The 17,745-nt window shown below is 66.4% G+C and carries 15 protein-coding genes; 4 read left to right on the top strand and 11 right to left on the bottom strand.

From position 1 onward, the window contains the following. Nucleotides 1-86 precede the first annotated feature (86 nt). Nucleotides 87-974, top strand: coding sequence for a LysR substrate-binding domain-containing protein (locus tag CW305_RS19445; protein ID WP_104098682.1), 888 nt, complete (start codon nt 87-89; stop codon nt 972-974). An 11-nt stretch (nt 975-985) separates the two neighbouring features. Here the strand turns inward: CW305_RS19445 and CW305_RS19440 are convergent, their stop codons facing one another. The 3 genes from CW305_RS19440 to CW305_RS19430 form a co-directional block, all read right to left on the bottom strand. Next, complete coding sequence (locus CW305_RS19440; protein WP_104098681.1) at nt 986-3,028, bottom strand: ATP-binding protein; 2,043 nt, start codon at nt 3,026-3,028, stop codon at nt 986-988. Between the two features lie 435 nt (nt 3,029-3,463). Next, entirely contained in the window at nt 3,464-4,945 is a 1,482-nt protein-coding gene (locus tag CW305_RS19435) for a YdgA family protein (RefSeq protein ID WP_104098680.1), read from the bottom strand. A 184-nt stretch (nt 4,946-5,129) separates the two neighbouring features. Next, complete coding sequence (locus CW305_RS19430; protein ID WP_023446418.1) at nt 5,130-5,327, bottom strand: DUF2934 domain-containing protein; 198 nt, start codon at nt 5,325-5,327, stop codon at nt 5,130-5,132. 248 nt (nt 5,328-5,575) lie between these two features. Here CW305_RS19430 and pgm point away from each other — a divergent pair, with 248 nt between their 5' ends. Beyond that, nucleotides 5,576-7,240, top strand: a complete 1,665-nt coding sequence (pgm, locus tag CW305_RS19425; RefSeq protein ID WP_104098679.1) for a phosphoglucomutase (alpha-D-glucose-1,6-bisphosphate-dependent) — start codon at nt 5,576-5,578, stop codon at nt 7,238-7,240. Nucleotides 7,241-7,256: 16 nt separating this feature from the next. Here the strand turns inward: pgm and CW305_RS19420 are convergent, their stop codons facing one another. From CW305_RS19420 to pbpG, 7 genes are all read right to left on the bottom strand, one after another. Continuing rightward, the gene (locus CW305_RS19420) at nt 7,257-7,442 is read right to left on the bottom strand and encodes a hypothetical protein (RefSeq protein WP_023446421.1); all 186 of its coding nucleotides are present in this window, start codon (nt 7,440-7,442) and stop codon (nt 7,257-7,259) included. Nucleotides 7,443-7,547: 105 nt separating this feature from the next. Continuing rightward, the gene (locus tag CW305_RS19415) at nt 7,548-8,153 is read right to left on the bottom strand and encodes an eCIS core domain-containing protein (RefSeq protein ID WP_104098678.1); all 606 of its coding nucleotides are present in this window, start codon (nt 8,151-8,153) and stop codon (nt 7,548-7,550) included. A gap of 79 nt (nt 8,154-8,232) precedes the next feature. Beyond that, complete coding sequence (gene treS, locus CW305_RS19410) at nt 8,233-10,302, bottom strand: maltose alpha-D-glucosyltransferase (RefSeq protein ID WP_046621964.1); 2,070 nt, start codon at nt 10,300-10,302, stop codon at nt 8,233-8,235. Nucleotides 10,303-10,359: 57 nt separating this feature from the next. Beyond that, nucleotides 10,360-11,916, bottom strand: coding sequence for a sodium:proline symporter (locus CW305_RS19405; RefSeq protein WP_104098677.1), 1,557 nt, complete (start codon nt 11,914-11,916; stop codon nt 10,360-10,362). Nucleotides 11,917-11,921: 5 nt separating this feature from the next. Continuing rightward, nucleotides 11,922-13,970 carry a TonB-dependent receptor gene (locus CW305_RS19400; protein ID WP_104098676.1) on the bottom strand — a complete coding sequence of 683 codons (2,049 nt, stop codon included), beginning with the start codon at nt 13,968-13,970 and terminating at the stop codon, nt 11,922-11,924. 120 nt (nt 13,971-14,090) lie between these two features. Further along, nucleotides 14,091-14,483 carry a DUF2946 family protein gene (locus CW305_RS19395; RefSeq protein ID WP_014818516.1) on the bottom strand — a complete coding sequence of 131 codons (393 nt, stop codon included), beginning with the start codon at nt 14,481-14,483 and terminating at the stop codon, nt 14,091-14,093. Nucleotides 14,484-14,637: 154 nt separating this feature from the next. Beyond that, the gene (gene pbpG, locus CW305_RS19390) at nt 14,638-15,579 is read right to left on the bottom strand and encodes a D-alanyl-D-alanine endopeptidase (RefSeq protein ID WP_104098675.1); all 942 of its coding nucleotides are present in this window, start codon (nt 15,577-15,579) and stop codon (nt 14,638-14,640) included. Nucleotides 15,580-15,812: 233 nt separating this feature from the next. Between pbpG and CW305_RS19385 the strand changes: the two genes are divergently transcribed. Both CW305_RS19385 and CW305_RS19380 read left to right on the top strand, forming a co-directional pair. Further along, nucleotides 15,813-16,121, top strand: coding sequence for an ElaB/YgaM/YqjD family protein (locus CW305_RS19385; RefSeq protein ID WP_003282345.1), 309 nt, complete (start codon nt 15,813-15,815; stop codon nt 16,119-16,121). A gap of 12 nt (nt 16,122-16,133) precedes the next feature. Next, a complete protein-coding gene (locus CW305_RS19380) occupies nt 16,134-16,745 on the top strand; it encodes an NAD(P)-dependent oxidoreductase (protein WP_104098674.1) in 612 nt (203 codons plus the stop codon). Nucleotides 16,746-16,901: 156 nt separating this feature from the next. Here CW305_RS19380 and aroE read toward each other — a convergent pair whose 3' ends face one another. After that, nucleotides 16,902-17,714, bottom strand: coding sequence for a shikimate dehydrogenase (gene aroE, locus CW305_RS19375; RefSeq protein WP_014818513.1), 813 nt, complete (start codon nt 17,712-17,714; stop codon nt 16,902-16,904). Nucleotides 17,715-17,745 lie beyond the last annotated feature (31 nt).

The raw sequence follows: 17,745 nt of genomic DNA, 5'->3' as shown, positions 1-17,745 counted from the left end.
GGGCGCCCGCGCCGGTCCGGTTGCCGCCGCGCGGTGGTGCCGCCAGACTCGTTGCTTTCCGCCACCCCTTCGATGCGACCTCACCGATGAAAACCAACCTCGACGAAATGCTCGCCTTTGTCAGCGTGGTCGACAGTGGCTCGATCAGCGCCGCTGCCGTGCAGCTGGAACAGACCGCTTCGGGCGTCAGCCGGGCGTTGAGTCGGCTGGAGGACAAGCTGGCGGTGACGCTGTTGCGCCGCACCACACGGCGCCTCGAGCTGACCGAGGAGGGCGAGGTGTTCCTGGCGCAGGCGCGGCGCATTCTGGCCAGCGTGGAGGAGGCCGAGGAGCAGATGGCGCTGCGGCGGCAGACACCGGCGGGGCGTCTGCGGGTCAACACCGCTTCACCGTTCATGCTGCATGTGATCGCGCCGCTGATCGGCGACTTTCGCGCGCGCTACCCGCAGATCGACCTGGAGCTGTACAGCGACGACCGCATCATCGACCTGCTGGAGCGGCGCACCGATCTGGCCATCCGCATCGGCCCGCTGCCGGATTCCAGCCTGCATGCGCGGCCGCTGTGCCACACCATGCGCCGGGTGCTGGCGAGCCCGGCCTATCTGCAGCGGCATGGCGTGCCGCTGCAGGTCGAGGACCTGGCGGATCACAGCCTGATCGGCTTTACCGAGCCGGACCGGCTCAACGACTGGCCGCTGCGCCATGCGCTGGGGGAAAGCTGGCGGATCACCCCGGCGCTGCGTGTCTCCAGCGGCGATACGGCGCGTGAACTGGCACTGGCCGGCGAGGGGCTGGTGTGTCTGTCCGACTTCATGACAGACAAGGATCGCCAGCGCGGCGAGCTGGTGGAGGTGCTGGCGGCGCGGCGCGTCGACGTGCGCCAGCCGATCAACGCGGTGTACTACCGCAACAGCGCGCTGGCCTCGCGCATCGCCTGCTTTATCGACTTTCTCAGCGAACGCCTGGGCGCGTAGCCGGCCACGCCTCAACCGTTGCCGAGCATCTCGCCGACCTTGCTGGCGAAGACGTCGATGGCGAAGGGCTTGGTGATCACCGCCATGTCCGGGCCAAGAAAATCGTTGGCGGCGAAGCTTTCGGCATAGCCGGTGGCGAACAGCACCTTCAGACCGGGGCGTTGCTGGCGGGCGATATCGGCCAGTTGCCGGCCGTTCATGCCGGGCAGGCCGACGTCGGAGATCAGCAGGTCGATGCGCTGCTCGCTCTCGGTGATGCAGAGCGCTTCGCTGGCTTCGCCGGCCTCCAGCGTTTCATAGCCCAGCTCGTTCAGCACCTCGACCACCAGCGAGCGGACCACCGGCTCATCCTCGACCACCAGGATGGTTTCACCGGCGCCTGTGGGCGTGCGTTCGGGTTCGTGGGCGAGGGCGGTGACTTCGCCCTGATGCACCGGCAGGTAGAGGTGCACCCGGGTGCCGATGTCCGGCTCGGACTCGATCTGGATATAGCCCTTGGCCTGCTTGATGTAGCCATACACCATCGACAGCCCGAGCCCGGTGCCCTGGCCGATCGGCTTGGTGGTGAAGAATGGCTCGAAGGCCCGCGCCATGACGTTCGGCGCCATGCCGGTGCCGGTGTCGGCGACGCTGAGCAGCACGTACTCGCCGGCGCTCATGCCGCGCTTCTTCGGATCGGGCGTGTCGCCCATGGTGAAGCTGGCGGTCGACAGGGTGATGCGACCGCCGTAGGGCATGGCATCGCGCGCATTGATGACGAGGTTGATCAGCGCGCTTTCCAGCTGGTTGACGTCCATGCAGGCGGGCAGCAGCCCGGCGCTGAGGCGCGTCTCGATGGTGATGTTTTCACCCGTGGTGCGATGCAGCAGATCTTCCAGCGAGGCCACCAGCTGGTTGACGTCGACCGGCTTGAGGTCGAGCGCCTGCTGCCGGGAGAAGGCCAGTAGCCGCTGGGTCAACGCGGCGGCGCGCTGGGCGGACGTCACGGCGGCGCCGATGTAGCGCTCCAGCTCCAGCGGCTCGTTGCGCTGATGGCGCCGCTGCATCAGGTCGAGGCTACCGATGATGCCGGTCAGCAGGTTGTTGAAGTCGTGGGCGATGCCGCCGGTGAGCTGGCCGACGGCTTCCATCTTCTGCGCCTGGCGCAGGGCCTCTTCGGCGCGGCTGCGCTCGGCGACCTCGGTAGCAACCCGCGCTTCAAGCGTCTCGTTGAGCTGGCGCAGGCTGTTCTCGCTGACGCGCAGGGCATCTTCGACATGCCGGCGGGCGCTGATGTCGGTGCAGGCGCCGGCGACATAGGCGAGCGCTCCGCTGGCATCGCGAAAGGCCTTGGCCTTGCAGGCCAGCCAGCACTGCGCGTCGGCACGCAGCAGGCGAAACTCCGCGGTGTAGTCGTCGCCCCTGGCGTAGTGATCGAAGGCCAACCGTACATCGGCGCGGTCTTCAGGATGGACCTGCTCGACGAAAGCATCGACGCTGGTCACCTTCAGCCCGAGCGGCAGGCGGAAGAGCTGCTCCAGCGCGCTGTCCAGGCTGAGGCTGCCATCGCTGAAGAGCCAGGTGAACGTACCGATGCCGGAACCGAGCAGCGCAGCGCGAAAGCGCTCCTCGAAGTGACTGAGACTGGCGCTGCCCTGACGCAGGACTTCCTCGGTCACGTCTTCGACCTGATGGATGATGTAGAGCACGGCGCCGTGCTCATCGAGCACCGGGACATTCAGCGGCCGCCAGTAGCGCAGTTCGAAACCGCCGCCCTGCGCTGCGGGCCGGGGGATGTCGTAGCGGGTGATCGCCATGCGGTCCGGCGTGCGGCTGCGCAGGACGCGCTCGAGCGAGTCGCGCAAAACGCTGGTGCCGAACTCGGTCGGGTCGTCCGGGTTCTTGCGGAACACGTCGAATACCGGTCTGCCGATGCTTTCTTCCCTGCGCGTGTGGGTAGCGCGCAGCTGCGCATCGCTTGCAGCGAGGATGGTGAAATCCTGATCAGGCGCGAGGATCAGATGCAGGTTGGGGACGGCTTCGAATATCGCCTGATAGTTGAGCGTCTGCGTCATCGGACAAGCGGGCCCTTTGAATGAAACCCCGGCAGGGCGGTTCGCCACCGGCCAGGGGCTGCATGGTTTGAATGAGCGTGTGTTTTCTCGGTGCGTCAGGCCGCAATCGGCGAAAGTCCCGGCTCGGCCTGGCGCATTTGTCATATTCAGCAGAGGCGGCGAGAGCGACGATGGTTCCAGCGACCTGACGGAGCGCAGGCGAATATCGAAACAGGGCGACGCGCGGGCGTTGGCAGGTGCAGATAGCGCCCGCTGGGAGATCAGGTCAGCGGTCGCGCAGCCGGCTCGGGGGCAGGGCAAGGGCAGGAAGGTGTCGGGGGGTGACGGGTGATCAGAACGACGCAAACGCCCTAAAGCGACACGGCCCTGCCCAGCGAGGTGCTGAACAGGGCCGCGGGGTTTTCTGTCACTGCGGACGCATCCGCAGGCTGACGCTTACTGGCCGAGCAGACCGGCGTTCTGCGCCGAACCGAAGGCGAAGCCGATGAATTCCTGCACGCTCATTTCGCGGCCGTTGAAGGTCACCCGGTTGTCAGCGTAATGCAGCGAGCTGACCAGGCGTTCGCCTTCCAGGCGCGACCAGCCGGTGTCCAGCGCCATGCCGCTGAACAGCTCGGTGGCGGCGTCGGTTTCCTGCTGCAGTGCCGCCTTATCGAGCTGGCCGTCAGGCTGGTTGTTCTGCGCGACCAGCCCGGCGATGTCGCGCACCAGGTCCTTGTCGATACCGGCTTCGGCCTTGAGCGAGGCGAGCATGCTGGTGATCATCGCATCCGGGGTGAAGGCTTCTGCGCTCGGCGATTGCAGGTCGAGCACGACGGACAGGCGGGCCGAGCCGTGGGCGGTCTCGAAGCCGAACTCGTCGAGGGCCAGGGTGGGTTTGTGTTCCAGCAGCTGCAGGCCATGCGCCTGCAGCTCCTGCTGCTGGGCGGCGGTCATGCCGGCGAAAGATTCCTGCGGGGTGGCGCTGCTGTCGAGAATTTCCTTGTAGCTCGCGACCAGCGCCTTGAGGCTGCTTTCCTCGAGGTTGCGCAGGCTGAAGGCGAGGGCGAGGTTGCGCAAGGTCTGGCCTTTGGCGCTGACCTCGCCGATGCGGTAGGCGATGGTCTGGTCGAGGCCACGGCTGCCGCGGCTCAGCGACTCCTCGACGGAGGCCTGCTGGATGACCACGGCAGGTTCGTCGCCGGCCTTGATTTCCATGCGTTCCAGGGTGATGGCGGACGGGCCGAAGCCGAAGCCCGCGTCATAATCCTGCTTGTCGGCGCTCAGGCCGATGCCGCGCAGGCTCACCTGTACCGGCTGGCCGCTGTCGCTGCGCTGCAGGTCGATGTCGACTTCCGCCAGTTCACCGTCCATGCGTACGTCGCTGCCGGCCTTGTTCGCCTCGAAGTTGAGGTTGGCCGGTGCGATGCGCACGCTGCCGTCTTCGTCCTCGATGTTCAGCGCGGCGGTGCGCAGATCGCCGGCCTGGCCGCCGTCGTAGCCGATGGTCACGTCACCCACCAGCGGCACTTCGCCGGAGGCGGCGTCGAACAGCTTTTGCGTCAGCGGCGTGCGTTCGAGTTCGAAATGGCTCTGCGCGGCGACCGGCATCAGCTGACCACGGGTCAGGCGCGAAATGGGGAAGGGGCCGTGTTCGAGGCGATCCTGCAGCAGCAGAGCGTAGTGTTCGGTGTTGCCTTCGTCGTCCGCCACTTCGATGTCGATCTGGTAACGCGCGGTGCTGGAGAGCAGGCCGCGTTCGAAGCTGAGCAGGGTGAGGCCGACCTCGGCACCGGCGCCGACGCCCATCTCGCGCAGCTTGAGGTTGGCCTGGTCGACGGCATCACGGGCGGTCGATTCGACCTGGGTGCTGGTGTAGAAGGTGGCGGCACCGAAGAGGGCCAGAGGTACGGCAACGGCGAGTGCGAGCTTTTTCATGGAGGCATCCTGTGCGGTGGCTGGGCAGACGTCCTGTCAGCCGGTGGTTGGCAAGCGGCGGCACTCTAGCAGCGCGCAGCGGCAGGCTCCAGCGCGCCGGGGCAGAGGATGGGAAGGGTGAGAACGTGGCAGCAGATTCGGGCGGGACGACGCCTGCTGCGCCTTCGCCGCCCTGCCTGCGTGGTTAATGCATGTTGTCCGATTTCGGCATGGGTATCGCCACACTGCTTTCCACACTGCCGGCCTCGGCGTCGCCTTCCTTGTAGAAGGGTTCGATTTCCTCGCGGGCCTGTTGCCAATGCTCGCTTTCCTTGCCTTCCGGCTGGCCTTCGGCTTGCCAGATTTCATAGGCGCGCTGGCGGATTCGCTCGTCGACGTTCATGTGACAACCTCCTGGTCACGGGCTCGCGAACGCGAGCCGCTAAGCAGTGGAAAGGGGGCTGCGGCGGAGGTTCCGGCGGGGCGACGAGCGCGCATGGCCAAAACGTCGCAGGCTGGATAACGCCGCGTATGGAACCGCCGGCGCTGATGCGGTCGAAGCTCTGGATAAATGGCGCCGACTGGCGTTTCATTCGCTTCGCGCCACGCCCGCCTGGGCCGGCGTACCGCCTTTTCGCACAGGACTGACCGATGAGTATCGCCGCCAACGCAGGACGCCTGCCCGACCCGCACACCCTGACCCACCTGCCACGCCTGGTGGCGCGTTACTACAGCGACCGGCCGGACCCGTCCGACCCGGCGCAGCAGGTGGCGTTCGGCACCTCCGGGCACCGCGGCTCCTCGCTCAAGGGCAGCTTCAACGAGTGGCATATCCTCGCCACCACCCAGGCGATCTGCGATTACCGCCGCCAGGAAGGCATCGACGGCCCACTGTTCATGGGCATGGACACCCACGCGCTGTCCGAACCGGCGTTCATCTCGGCGCTGGAAGTGCTGGCAGCCAACGGCATCGAGACGCGCATCGACGCCGGCTGCCCGGAAACCAACGGCGAGCCGGGCTACACACCGACCCCGGCGATCTCCAACGCGATCCTCAGCTACAACCGCGGCCGCACGAGCGGGCTGGCCGATGGCATCGTCATCACGCCGTCGCACAACCCGCCGGGCGATGGCGGCTTCAAGTACAACCCCACCAACGGCGGCCCGGCCGACACCGGGGTGACCAAGTGGATTCAGGAACGCGCCAATGCGCTGCTGGTCGCCGGTCTCGATGGCGTCAAGCGCATGGATTACCGCCAGGCGCTGAAGGCCTCGACCACCCAGCGCTTCGATTTCATCGACGCCTATGTCGGCGGGCTGGAGCGGGTGATCGACCTCGACGCCATCCGCGGCTCGGGTCTGAAGTTCGCGGTTGACCCGCTGGGCGGCGCCGGCGTGCACTACTGGCCACGCATCGCCGAGCGCTTCGGCCTGCCGCTGGAGGTGCTGTCCACGGTGGTCGACCCGACCTTCCGCTTCATGCGCCTGGACTGGGACGGCAAGATCCGCATGGACTGCAGCTCGCCGCATGCCATGGCCGGGCTGATCGAGAACAAGGACCGCTTCGACGTGGCCTTCGCCTGCGACACCGACCACGACCGCCACGGCATCGTCACCCGCTCCGGCGGGCTGATGAACCCCAACCATTACCTGGCCGTGGCCATCGAATACCTGTTCACCCATCGCCCGGGCTGGAGCGCCGAGGCCGGCATCGGCAAGACGCTGGTGTCCTCGTCGATGATCGACCGCGTCGCCGCCGGCATCGACCGCCGCCTGGTGGAAGTGCCGGTGGGCTTCAAGTGGTTCGTCGACGGCCTGATGGACGGCAGCCTGGGCTTCGGCGGCGAGGAATCGGCCGGTGCGTCGTTCCTCGACAAGCAGGGCGGCGCCTGGTCCACCGACAAGGACGGGCTGATCCTCGGCCTGCTCGCCGCGGAGATCACCGCAGTCACCGGCAAGGACCCGAGCGAGCGCTACAAGGCGCTGACCGACCGCTTCGGCGCGCCGGTGTATCAGCGCATCGACGCCGCGGCCAACCGCGAGCAGAAGACACGCCTGGGCAAGCTCTCCGCGTCGCAGGTCTCGGCGAAGGAGCTGGCCGGCCAGCCGATCACACGCATCCTCACCGAGGCACCGGGCAACGGCGCGGCCATCGGCGGGCTGAAAGTGGAAACGGAAAACGGCTGGTTCGCCGCACGGCCGTCCGGCACCGAGGACGTGTACAAGATCTACGCCGAGAGCTTCGAAGGCGAAGCGCACCTGGCGCGCATTCAGGCCGAGGCCAAGGCGCTGGTGGATTCGGTGCTGGCCGGCTGAGGACCAAGGCCCGGCGTCAGGCGTCGGGCTTCAGCTGCTGGCGGTCACTGATATTGACCGCCAGCTGCGCGGCTTCGACGTCGTCGGTCAGGTAGCGGCTGTTGCCATTGGCATCGGTGACCCGATAGACCATGGCGATATCCGGGTGGCGCAGATGCTCGGGAATGTCGTCGCCTTCGAGCTTGGTCACGGTCACACTCATGGCTCGGCTCCTGTTGGCGGTGTCTGTCTGGCATGTGACTGCGCCGTGGCCGATGCGATCCGCTGAAACCGGGCGCCGAGCATCCGCTGCGACGCGAGCGACCGCTCAGGGTCGCGCATCCAGCGCCTTTTCCACCTCGATTTCCAGCGCATAGGCCGGCTGTTCCACGGCGCGATGATCCAGCGTGTAGCGTCGGGCGAACTCGGCGACGCCCCAATCCAGATACTGTTCGACGTGCTTGAGCTCATGGGCCCAGAGCGCGACGTTGTCCTGCGCATCGCTGGCGTGGCGGAAGACGATGACGTCGATCAGAGTCACGGCGTTGACGTCCGGATTGCGCAGCAGGGTGTTGCCGGCATTCAGCGCCACTTCGTCGCCGACGCGGTAGTTCGCGCTTTCCAGCACCGCGAGATCGAAAAAGGGTTCGAGCTGCGAGCGGATATGCAGCGGCATCGGCTCGACACCGCCCGCTACCAGGCGATCCCGCGATTGCTGAATCCAGTTCTGCAGCGCCAGCGCGGCCATGCGCTGCACACGGTCGTAAACGGCCTGGGTGTCGCTGGCAGAGCCGGGCACGCAGAGGCAGCTGCCGCTCAGGCAGATTGGCTGTTGGCCAGGCGGGCAGGCCGTCTGTGCCAGAGCCGGAGCGCCAGCCCATGCCATGCAGGCGAGCAGCAGGGAAATGCGGCGAATAAGCGGAGTGAACGACACGCGAAGTCCTCGAAGGCGAGGGCGAGCCCCGGGCCGGTGCGCACTATAGCCGTGCGCCCGGGGCTCGCGAAGAGGGCCTTCAGATCACCGGCGATGCCGCGCTCACCACCCGCAGGGCCAGGCCTTCGTAAGGGTCGAGGTTGAAGGTCAGTTCGCAGTTCTCGGTGAGGTCACCTTCCACGCGCTCGTGGATGATGTCCACCACCGGGCCGGGCGCCACGCCGGGCAGACAGACGGTTTCGCTGATGGTCTCGGCGCTGAAGTTCAGTGCGGTGATCTGTACGCCTTTGCCGGCCGGCAGCTCGTGAACCATGATCAGCAGCCCCGGCGCCTGCACATCGGGAATCAGGATCTGCTTGCTCGCGGCGATGTCGTAGGCCTGACGCACGCTGAGGATGCGTTTGAGCTGGCAGGCGAAGGAGCCGCCGTGCTGCAGCTGCTCGGCCAGGCTGCCGTACAAGGCGCGGGCTTTCGGCAAACCTTCGGCGGACGTCGACGCCTCGGGTGCCAGGTCCGCCAGGTCATAGCCGCCACGGTTGATCCAGCGCGTGTCGCCGTCGCCCATCAGGTGCTCGACCTGCTCCGGCGCCAGCGGCAGGGCACCAACCAGATCCCAGCCGGAGAGGGCGAATACGCCGGGCTGCATGGCGTTGAACATCACCAGCAGGAGATGCAGGCGCTGGATCTGCTCGACCTCGGCTGGCCCGATGGCGTCCAGATCACGGATGTTCAGCGCCGCCGCGATCACGCTGGCGGTGGTGCAGGCCACGCCGTTGGTGACGAACTTGAGGTTGTAGGGCGCATGCTCGCCGGTCAGCCGTTCGTACAGCTCCTCACGGATCAGCTCGCGCAGGTGTCCGCCGGGCAGCGTCTGGCCCTTGTAGTGGTAGTGGTCGTAGGCGTGCAGCGTCCAGAAATGCACCAGTTCCAGGGTCAGCTCGTCGTGGTTCTGCAGTGCATGGATCAGCGAGGCCGGGTCGATGCCGAAGGCGTGCACCTCGCGCAGCATCATGCGCAGGAACTCGGTGTCGCCGGTCACCAGCGCGTGGTGGTAGGCCGGACGGGTGATGAAGTCGTAGGACAGGTCGGCACCGCCGTGGGACATGGCGGCGATGTCGTCGATGGTCAGGTTCAGTTCCTGGAAGCTGAAGCCCCCGGCCTTGCGGATCGCGCCGGCGAGCAGCTGATTGCCGGTGACCGACAGCGGATGGCCCTCGGACCAGGCGGTGCCCTCGGCCCTTCGCTCGACACCGAGAAAGCCGTTGGCATCCAGGCGCAGCATGCGGGCGCCGGCCACATCGATGGCATGCAGGGCATCGCCAATGATCAGCTGCTGGGCGGCGAACGTCGGATCGAGCCAGTTCAGCGACGGCTGACCTTCCTTGAAATAGTGCAGGTAGACCCAGCGCCTGACCTTGCCGTCGACGCCGGTGACTTCCCCGGTGGCGCTCCAGTCGGTGTCCTTGATGCCGGGCTCGAAGAAGATCACCCGCTGCAACTGGCCGACGATGTAGTGCTTTTCATGCAGGCGATCAACGACCGGCGGTTCGAGATTGACCGAATCGCGTCCCGGCGGCACCTCGGGCAGCAATTCCCAGTCCTCCTCGCGGATCTCCACCATGTGGTACAGCCCCGGGTAGTCGCCGTAGGCCATTTCCGCGAGGCGGAAGTCGGCGCCCTTGCCGGTGTGCGCCGGGACGATGTCGTCGATGACGATGGCGTTGTGCGCGGCGGCGACCCGGCTAAGCTGCAGCATCTGCTCTTCGGTGCCCAGCTTCGGGTCGATATCGAAGCTGATGCGGTCGAAGTTGCCATCGATGGTCGGCGTGAACTCGCGTCCGCTCAAACCACCAGAGCGCTTCATCGGGCCGTTGTGGATGCCCTGCACACCCAGCTCGGAGAGCGCGCTCCACAGGCGATCGTTACCCAGCGCTTCGAGCACCGTACCGCCCTCGGGGGTGATGATGGCTGCCGGGTAGGCGGTGAACCACACCGAGCCGATGGCGCTGGCATCGCGCGGCCGCGCCTGGGCGTAGGGCCGCTGCCAGAGCCGCGCCTGGCCGGCATAGAGGCGCGACCGCTCGCGCGCCGCGTGCAACATGGACTGGTCCACCAGCCACTGGATATAGCTATCGTCTGGGGTGCTCATTCGACGTCGGTTCCCGCTGTGCTAAGGGAAATGTAGTCGTTTGAGTCGGGTGTTCCGTCATCGTTGCATCGAATCGTCCGCCGACGTTGTACCGGCCAGTCGCGACGACCGGGCAGCCGGTGCGGCCCGTGGCCTGACGCGCCGTGGCCGACCACGCAGGCGGCGCCAGCCCAGCAGCACGCCACTGACGGCGATCACCAGCATGCCGGCGCTGAATGCCAGCAGCAGGCCGTCACGCAGCAGCGGCCGTTGCAGCAAGGGCAGCCAGTCCCGGCTGTGCAGCAGCTTGAACACCCAGCGCACGGCCCGCCGGCGCTGGTCGAGTTGTTCGATAACGGTGCCGCTGTAAGGATCGATGTGCAGCCAGGTCGCGGCCGGATCGTCAAAACGCACCCGCAGCAGCGGCAAGCGTCGCGGCAGATGGCTATAGAGACTCGGTTCGCTACGGGCGTAGTAGTGGAAGTCTTCCTGTTCCAGCCATTCGAAGCGCAGCTGCCGTTCGGGCCAGGCCTGGCGGACCTCGCGCTCCAGCAGGGCGCGCTCAAGGCGTTCCTGTGCCGGCTCGGAATGGGTGGCGGGCAGAATGCGTGTTTCACCCCTGGCATCGATACCGAGCAGATAGGGCTGATCGCCGAGCACCTGCCACTGCAGCTCCACCGGTTCGATACCAGCCTCGCGGAATCGGGCCAGCGCAAAGGCCAGATCCGTATCCAGCGCCTCGGTGTCTAGCGGCGCTTGCCGCAGCGCGGCGGCATCGATGGTCGAGCGCTTCTCGAACAGCCCCCAGGGCTCCATCGACAGCATGCCGCTGACCAGCCAGACCAGCAGCGCCACGCCGACCAGCATCCCGCCAACGTGGTGCACGCGGCCAGCGCCAGCCGGGTAGGGCGAGTGCGAGCCGTTGCGGTAGCGACCGGCGAAGCGCCAGCGCAGCAGCCCGATCAGCATGCCCAGCAGCACCAGCACCGCGGCCAGCAGCGCACCGTAGACCAGCGCCACCGACCAGATCGCCTTCGGCATGACTTCACGCAACGGGTAGAGCCAGTGCAGCCAGGCTCCGAGCAGGTTCCAGGCGCGCTCGTGGGCCGTGGCGTCGCGCACCACCAGCCCGGTGTGGCTGGAAACGTACAGCAGATGCCCTTCCGCATCGTCCGCCTGCAAGCGATACAGCGGTCGCTCGCGGGCCAGGGCGTGGTTGCGCGTCCATGCGTCTTCCTCGACCCGATCGAGCAAACGCACCTCGCCACCGTCCGCGAACTGCCGCGCACTGGCCAGTGCCTCGGCAGCGCCGATGTGCTCGATGCGCTTGCCGCTGCGTGCGTCCACCACCAGCAGCGGCCCGTCGCCGTAATCCAGCAGATAGCGCGGCGAGCTACCCGCGCTCGTCAGACGCAGGCTGAGCGGCGTGCGCGGGTCTGCGCTGGCGGCAAGCGCTGCGCCCGGAGCGATGCAGCAATCGCCACTCAGCGGCTGCAGGCGTGACAGGTGCTCCTCTGGCGTCAACTTGGGGTAGCCGACGAAGAGCATCACCACGCCGCTGACGATCCAGAGCAGCACAAACAGGCCGAGCCCGATACCCAGCCAGCGGTGCGCGAGGTACAGATAGCGCTTCATGCGGCTCAGAAGTCCAGGGTCACGGCGGCATACAGCGCGCGGCCATCGCCCGGCGCGTGCAACGACTGGACACCGTCGTACCAGACGTACTCGTAGTAGCGGTCGGTGAGGTTCTTCAGTTGCAGGTCGACGGCCAGCTGCTCGGTCAGCTGATAGCTGGCGCCCAGGTTGAACAGCACGTAGCCGCCGTACTTGCCCTGGGTGTTTTCGCGTTCGAGGTAGTAGTCGGTCTGGCCGTTGAGCCAGGCGCTGAGCTGCAGGTCCGGGGTCGCCTGGTAGGTGCTGCCGGCCGAGTACAGCCGCTGCGGCACATGGTCGATCTGCTGGCCCTGGCTGGCCGGCAGGCTCGGATCAGCCTTCTCGATTTCGGAGAACTGCCAGGAGTGCGCCAGCCACAGATTCAGATCGCTGGCGGGGTAGAGGTTGAGCTGCGCATCGTAGCCCCAGCGGCGCGTCTGCCCGAGGTTCTCCGATTCACCGCTGGGGTCGTTTAGCCGGCGCCGCACCTCGTCCGTGGCCACCTGCTCCCAGTAGGCGATGCGCCCATCGATCCAGTGCGCGGGGTTGAACTTGATGCCGGTCTCCCAGCCATCGTTGATCGACGGCGAGAGATCGCTGGTGCGCGGCGGCACCTTGTAGGCGGCCGCGCCGGTGCCGATCTGGAAGGTCCGGCCCCAGTTGCCATACAGGCTCAGCTGCTCGATGGGGGTGTAGATCAGGCTGATCTTCGGCTGCTCGATGCTGCCGTAGTCGTTGATCGCGTAATCGTTGCCGCTCAGCTCATCGGTGAAGTCGCCCTCGATGCGGTCGACGCGAAACGCCGGGATGATCTTCAGCGACTCGACCGGCTGGATCACCGCCTGCAGGTAGGCGCCGTAGCTGTCGTAGTCGAAGCGCTGGTCGCGGGTCTGGGTCACGACCTGCCGCTCGACGGTGCTGTAGCGCTCGCTGCGGTTGCGCTGCTGCTCGGTGTCGAGCCCGCCTTCAATGGCCAGGTCATGCAGCCAGGACACGTCCGGGCGATAGGTCAGCGAGGTGCGTGCGCCGTAGTGCTTCTCCTCGCTGGTACGCCGCTGCTGTGGCGCAGATTGCGAGAAACGCACCCAGCGGTCGTCGTCCAGGGTGTTGAGCCAGACCTTGGTCGCCCAGCTGAGATCGCTGGCCAGCTGGCTGTCCAGATGCAGGCTGAGCTGGTTCATGCGCCGCTCGCCCATGTCGCTGGATGACAGCGCGTAGGACTGACGCGGCGAGTGCCGTGCGTCCTCGCGGGACAGGTAACCCGGCTCGTCGGCCTCGGCCTCGTAATGCCGGGCGATCAGGCCAAGGCGCCATTTGCCGGCGTCCGGCGTGTAGAACCATTTGCCGGACAGGCTGGTGCGCTCGCTGCCGGCATGGTCGCGGTAGCCATCGCTCTTCTGCTGACCGATGAAGTAGTTCTGCGTCCAGTTGCCGCTTTCGATGCCCTTGGCCAGCTGCAGCTCCTGGGTGTCGTAGCTGCCGTAGCGCAGCCGCGCTTTGCCGTAATCGCCGCCGATGCGCGACTGCACGGCGACGTTGCCGGCGATGTTGTACAGGCCGTAGCGCGGGTCGTTGGTGCCGCGCACCACCTCGATGCCGTCGATCTCCAGCGGGAACAGCATGTCCAGATAGGGCATGTTGCCGTCGTTGCTGTTGCTCGGGATGCCGTCGATCAGCAGCTTGACCGCGTTGACTTCACCTTCGCCGTTGAAGCCGCGAAAGGACAGCTTGCCGGAGCTGGTGCCCTGGCCGAATTCGGTGAGCATCACTCCCGGCGCGCGACGAAACAGCTCCCAGCTGTAGAGCACCGGTTGCTGTTCGAGAATGTCGCCGCCGAGCAGATCGACCGAGCTGATCACGCTGCTGGTCGGCAGACCACCACCCGACTGGCTGGCGGTGACGGTGCTGCTGCCCAGCGACAGCGCGGAGGCGGCGGTATCGGCAAGGCTTGCCGGCAGATGGGCAGCGGCCAGGGCCGCAATAACAAGACGCGGCAGCGCAGAGCGCCGCGAAGGGTGCGCAGGATGATCGAGCATCTCGCATGTTCCTTGTGCAACAGACAGGGCCGTACGGCGAATGGCCGCAGGCAGACGCCAGCACCACCGTGGTCGGTGCAGGCAATTCAGGCGAAGCAACGAAGGGTGACGCCAGCGGCGTCAGGCGAGGGGGGAGGCGCGAGGATTGAGGGCCGGCCATTGTTGCCGTGGCGACGGCCGATGGGCGCCTGCTTCGACAGCGAGGACCGGGCCGCCACGAATTTCCTGCGGTAGCAGCGGTGCGGCGACGGGCAGCGCTGCCAGGCCCATCGAGCCGGCGCAGCAGCAGCACGGCGGCATCCCGCCATGGGTTGCCGGTTCATGCTCGCCATGCTCCGCCGACCCGTGCAGTGCGTGCGACTGCTGCAGCTGTGCCTGCATCAACGGGCAATGGCCGCTCCAGCCGAGCAGCCGCCTGGTCTCTGCCGGCAACAGGCCAGACAGCGGCATGCTCAGCAGATGGATCAGCAGGGCCAGGCTGGCGAGCCAGGCGGGAAGGCGGCGGCGTGTCATCGACGATCCGATCAGGCGCAGGTGCGAATGGCGTTCATGATAGGAACGACTCTCAGCAAAAAGAGTTGCGCAAACTCAAGAATGTTCGCTGATCGTCAGGCCTGCCGGTTAGGTTCGCCGCGCGACGCCATCGCCACGCAGCGAACGGCAGACCTCAGCGGGCGTCGAGCAGTGCCTGCGCCGCGTCGGCGGGTTGGCCGGCCAGCTGCTGGCGCTGCGCCTGCTTCTGCTGCTTGTAGGCCAGTGCCGCGGCGGGTACCGGGGTGACGGTGCCGGTTTCCAGCCACTTCTTCAGCCTGTTGGCGTCGGCCATGTGGGTGTACTTGCCGAACGCATCGAGCACCACGAAGGCCACCGGCCGCTGTTTCATGGTGGTGCTCATCACCAGGCAATGCCCGGCGGCATTGGTGAAACCGGTCTTGCTCAGCTGGATGTCCCAGTTGTTCTTGCGCACCAGGGCGTTGGTGTTGCGAAAGCCGAGGGTGTAGTTGGGTTTGCGGAAGGCAACGGTCTTCTCGTCGGTGGTGCTGAACTGCTGTATCAGCGCGTACTGGCGGCTGGAGCGGATCAGCTTGACCAGGTCATTGGCACTGGAGACATTGCGTTCGGACAGCCCGGTGGGCTCGACATAGTGTGTGCGGGTCATGCCCAGCGCCCGCGCCTTGGCGTTCATCGCCTGGATGAAGGCCGAGTAGCCACCCGGAAAGTGGTGGGCGAGGCTCGCGGCGGCGCGGTTCTCGGAAGACATCAGGGTCAGCAGCAGCATCTCGCGGCGGCTGATCTCGCTGCCGATACGCACGCGGGAGAACACGCCCTGCATCTCCCTGGCATCGCGGATGGTCACCGGCAGCGCCTGATCCAGCGGCAGCTTGGCGTCCAGCACGACCATGGCGGTCATCAGTTTGGTCACCGAGGCGATCGGCACCACCATGTCCGGATTGCTGGAATAGAGCACTTCATTGGTCTTCAGATCGACCAGCAGGGCGCTGCCGGAGGCGAGTTCCTGTACGGCCGGCTTGGCGGCCTGGGCATGGATGGGTGGCAAAGAGGCCAGGCAGGCGAACAGCAGACTGGCGAGGGTACGACGAAAGTTCACGATGGGTGTTTCCCCGCGATGGAAGGGCGAAATGCGCTGAATGCGACGTGGTAGACGTTTCGCCAGTATAGGGAATCGCCCGCAGACTCGCCTCTTTCCGATGAGCGGTTCGTCGGAAGAGCAGCGCCAGAGCGGCCGCGTGACGATCCGGCCGGCGTTGCACTGCAGATCGGGCGGCACCTCTGCCTGTTTTCGGAGTCAAACAACCACACTTACCGAGGGGAGGTCCCACCATGTCCCGTTTCAGCAAAGCCACCACCCGCGAAGAAGTTCAACACGAGATCGACAGCCTGATGCGCGCGCTCGATGAGCTCAAGCACGATGCCGCCCACGACTCGCGCAAGCGCCTGAGCGCACTGCGTTCGCGTGCCGAGTCACTCTGGCACGACAACGACTGGGATGAGCACTATGCCGATATCTCCCGACGCACCCGCGAAGCCAGCCGTGCTGCGCGCGAATGCGCCAAGGAGCATCCGCTGGGTACCCTGGCTCTGGCCGCAGGCGCCTTTGCCGTGATCGGCTATCTGATCACCCGTCGCTGATCGGCAGCCGTCATGCTCAATGCCGAAACGCCACGGTTGAAGTTCGCCCTTTACGGCGCGCACGACGACCTTGGCAGCGCGCTGCTGGTGGAGCTGCTCAGCCGCCAGCATGAGGCCGTGGCATTGCTCGAGGACCTCAATTCGATAGCCGCCCGGCCAGGTCTGCGGACCAAGCCGGGCAATCCGTTCGATGCAGTGAGCGTCAGCGAGAGCGTGGCCGGGATGGATGCGGTGGTCTGTCTGTTTCAGACGCCGCGTCTGCCGGGTGCCGATACGGTTACCGGGGAGTCGCCCCAGCGCGACTTCTACCAGGCGGTGGAGGCGCTGTTGCTCGGCCTGGAGCGCGCCAAGGTCGAGCGCCTGCTGCTGGTTGCCGATTTTCCGGCGATCGAGCTGCAGCCGGAGGTCGAGGCTGCACTGCAACGACTGGTCAGCCATCCGCTGCGCTGGACGCTGGTAGACGCGCCGTCAGCCGGTAACCAACTGACCATCGAGGCGCTGGCCGAAGCGGCTGGCAAGGGTGACGCCAATCCCTATCGGGAATTGCAACGCATCGCCGCCGGCATCGTCGATGAACTGGAAAACCCCCAGCACATTCATCAGCGCATTCACTTCAGCGGCTAGTGGCCTGTGCGGTGAGTTTGTTGAGGCAAGTTTGGATGACCATTGTTCCGAGACAAGGCGCTGCGACGAGTCATAGCGGGCTATGGCGAGGAGCAGCAACGCAGTATCGGGGCCATGGGCGCCGAAATTGACCAACTGAACTTACCAAACAGGCCACTAGCTTAGCTGCCGACGCAGTTCGGCGAGCACCGGCGCCGTGTCCGGGCGTACGCCGCGCCACAGTTCGAAGGCCTCCGCCGCCTGCTCCACCAGCATGCCGAGCCCGTCGCGGGTGTCCGCACCCAGCGCTGCCGCCCACTGGCAGAACGCCGTGGGCCTGGCGGCGTACATCATGTCGTAGCAGAAGCTCTGACCCGGCCGGATCAGGCTGTCGGCCAGCGGTGGCAGTTCGCCGCCGAGGCTGGCCGAGGTGCCATTGATGATCAGGTCAACCGGTTCGGCAAGATCGGCGAAGGTGCTGGCGGACAGCGGCCCCAGTTCGGCGAATTCCTGCACCAGCTGTTCGGCCTTGCTCGGCGTGCGGTTGGCGATGATCAGCGCCGCCGGCTTTTGCGCCAGCAACGGCTCGAGTACGCCACGCACGGCCCCGCCAGCGCCGAGCAGCAAAATGCGCTGGCCCGCCAGCGCTACACCGGCGTTCAGCAGATCGCTCACCAGCCCGGCACCATCGGTGTTGTCACCGAGCAGGCGGCCGTCTTCGAGCTTCTTCAGGGTATTCACCGCACCGGCACGGCGGGCGCGCTCGGTGAGTTGATCGGCCATGCCATAGGCCTGTTCCTTGAACGGCACGGTGACGTTGGCCCCCTGGCCGTCCCGGAAAAATGCCCGGGCGAACCCCGGAAAGTCGTCCAGCGGCGCCAGCAGTGCCTCGTAGCACAGCGCATGGCCGGTCTGCGCGGCGAACAGGGCGTGAATCTGCGGTGATTTGCTGTGGCCGATGGGGTTTCCGAAGACGCCGTAGCGGTCCATGGGTGAATCCTTGCGGTGTGGGATGCGGATA

It is taken from the genome of Stutzerimonas kunmingensis, assembly GCF_002929225.1.
GTDB lineage: Bacteria > Pseudomonadota > Gammaproteobacteria > Pseudomonadales > Pseudomonadaceae > Stutzerimonas.
This window is presented reverse-complemented; position numbering and strand designations above follow the sequence as displayed.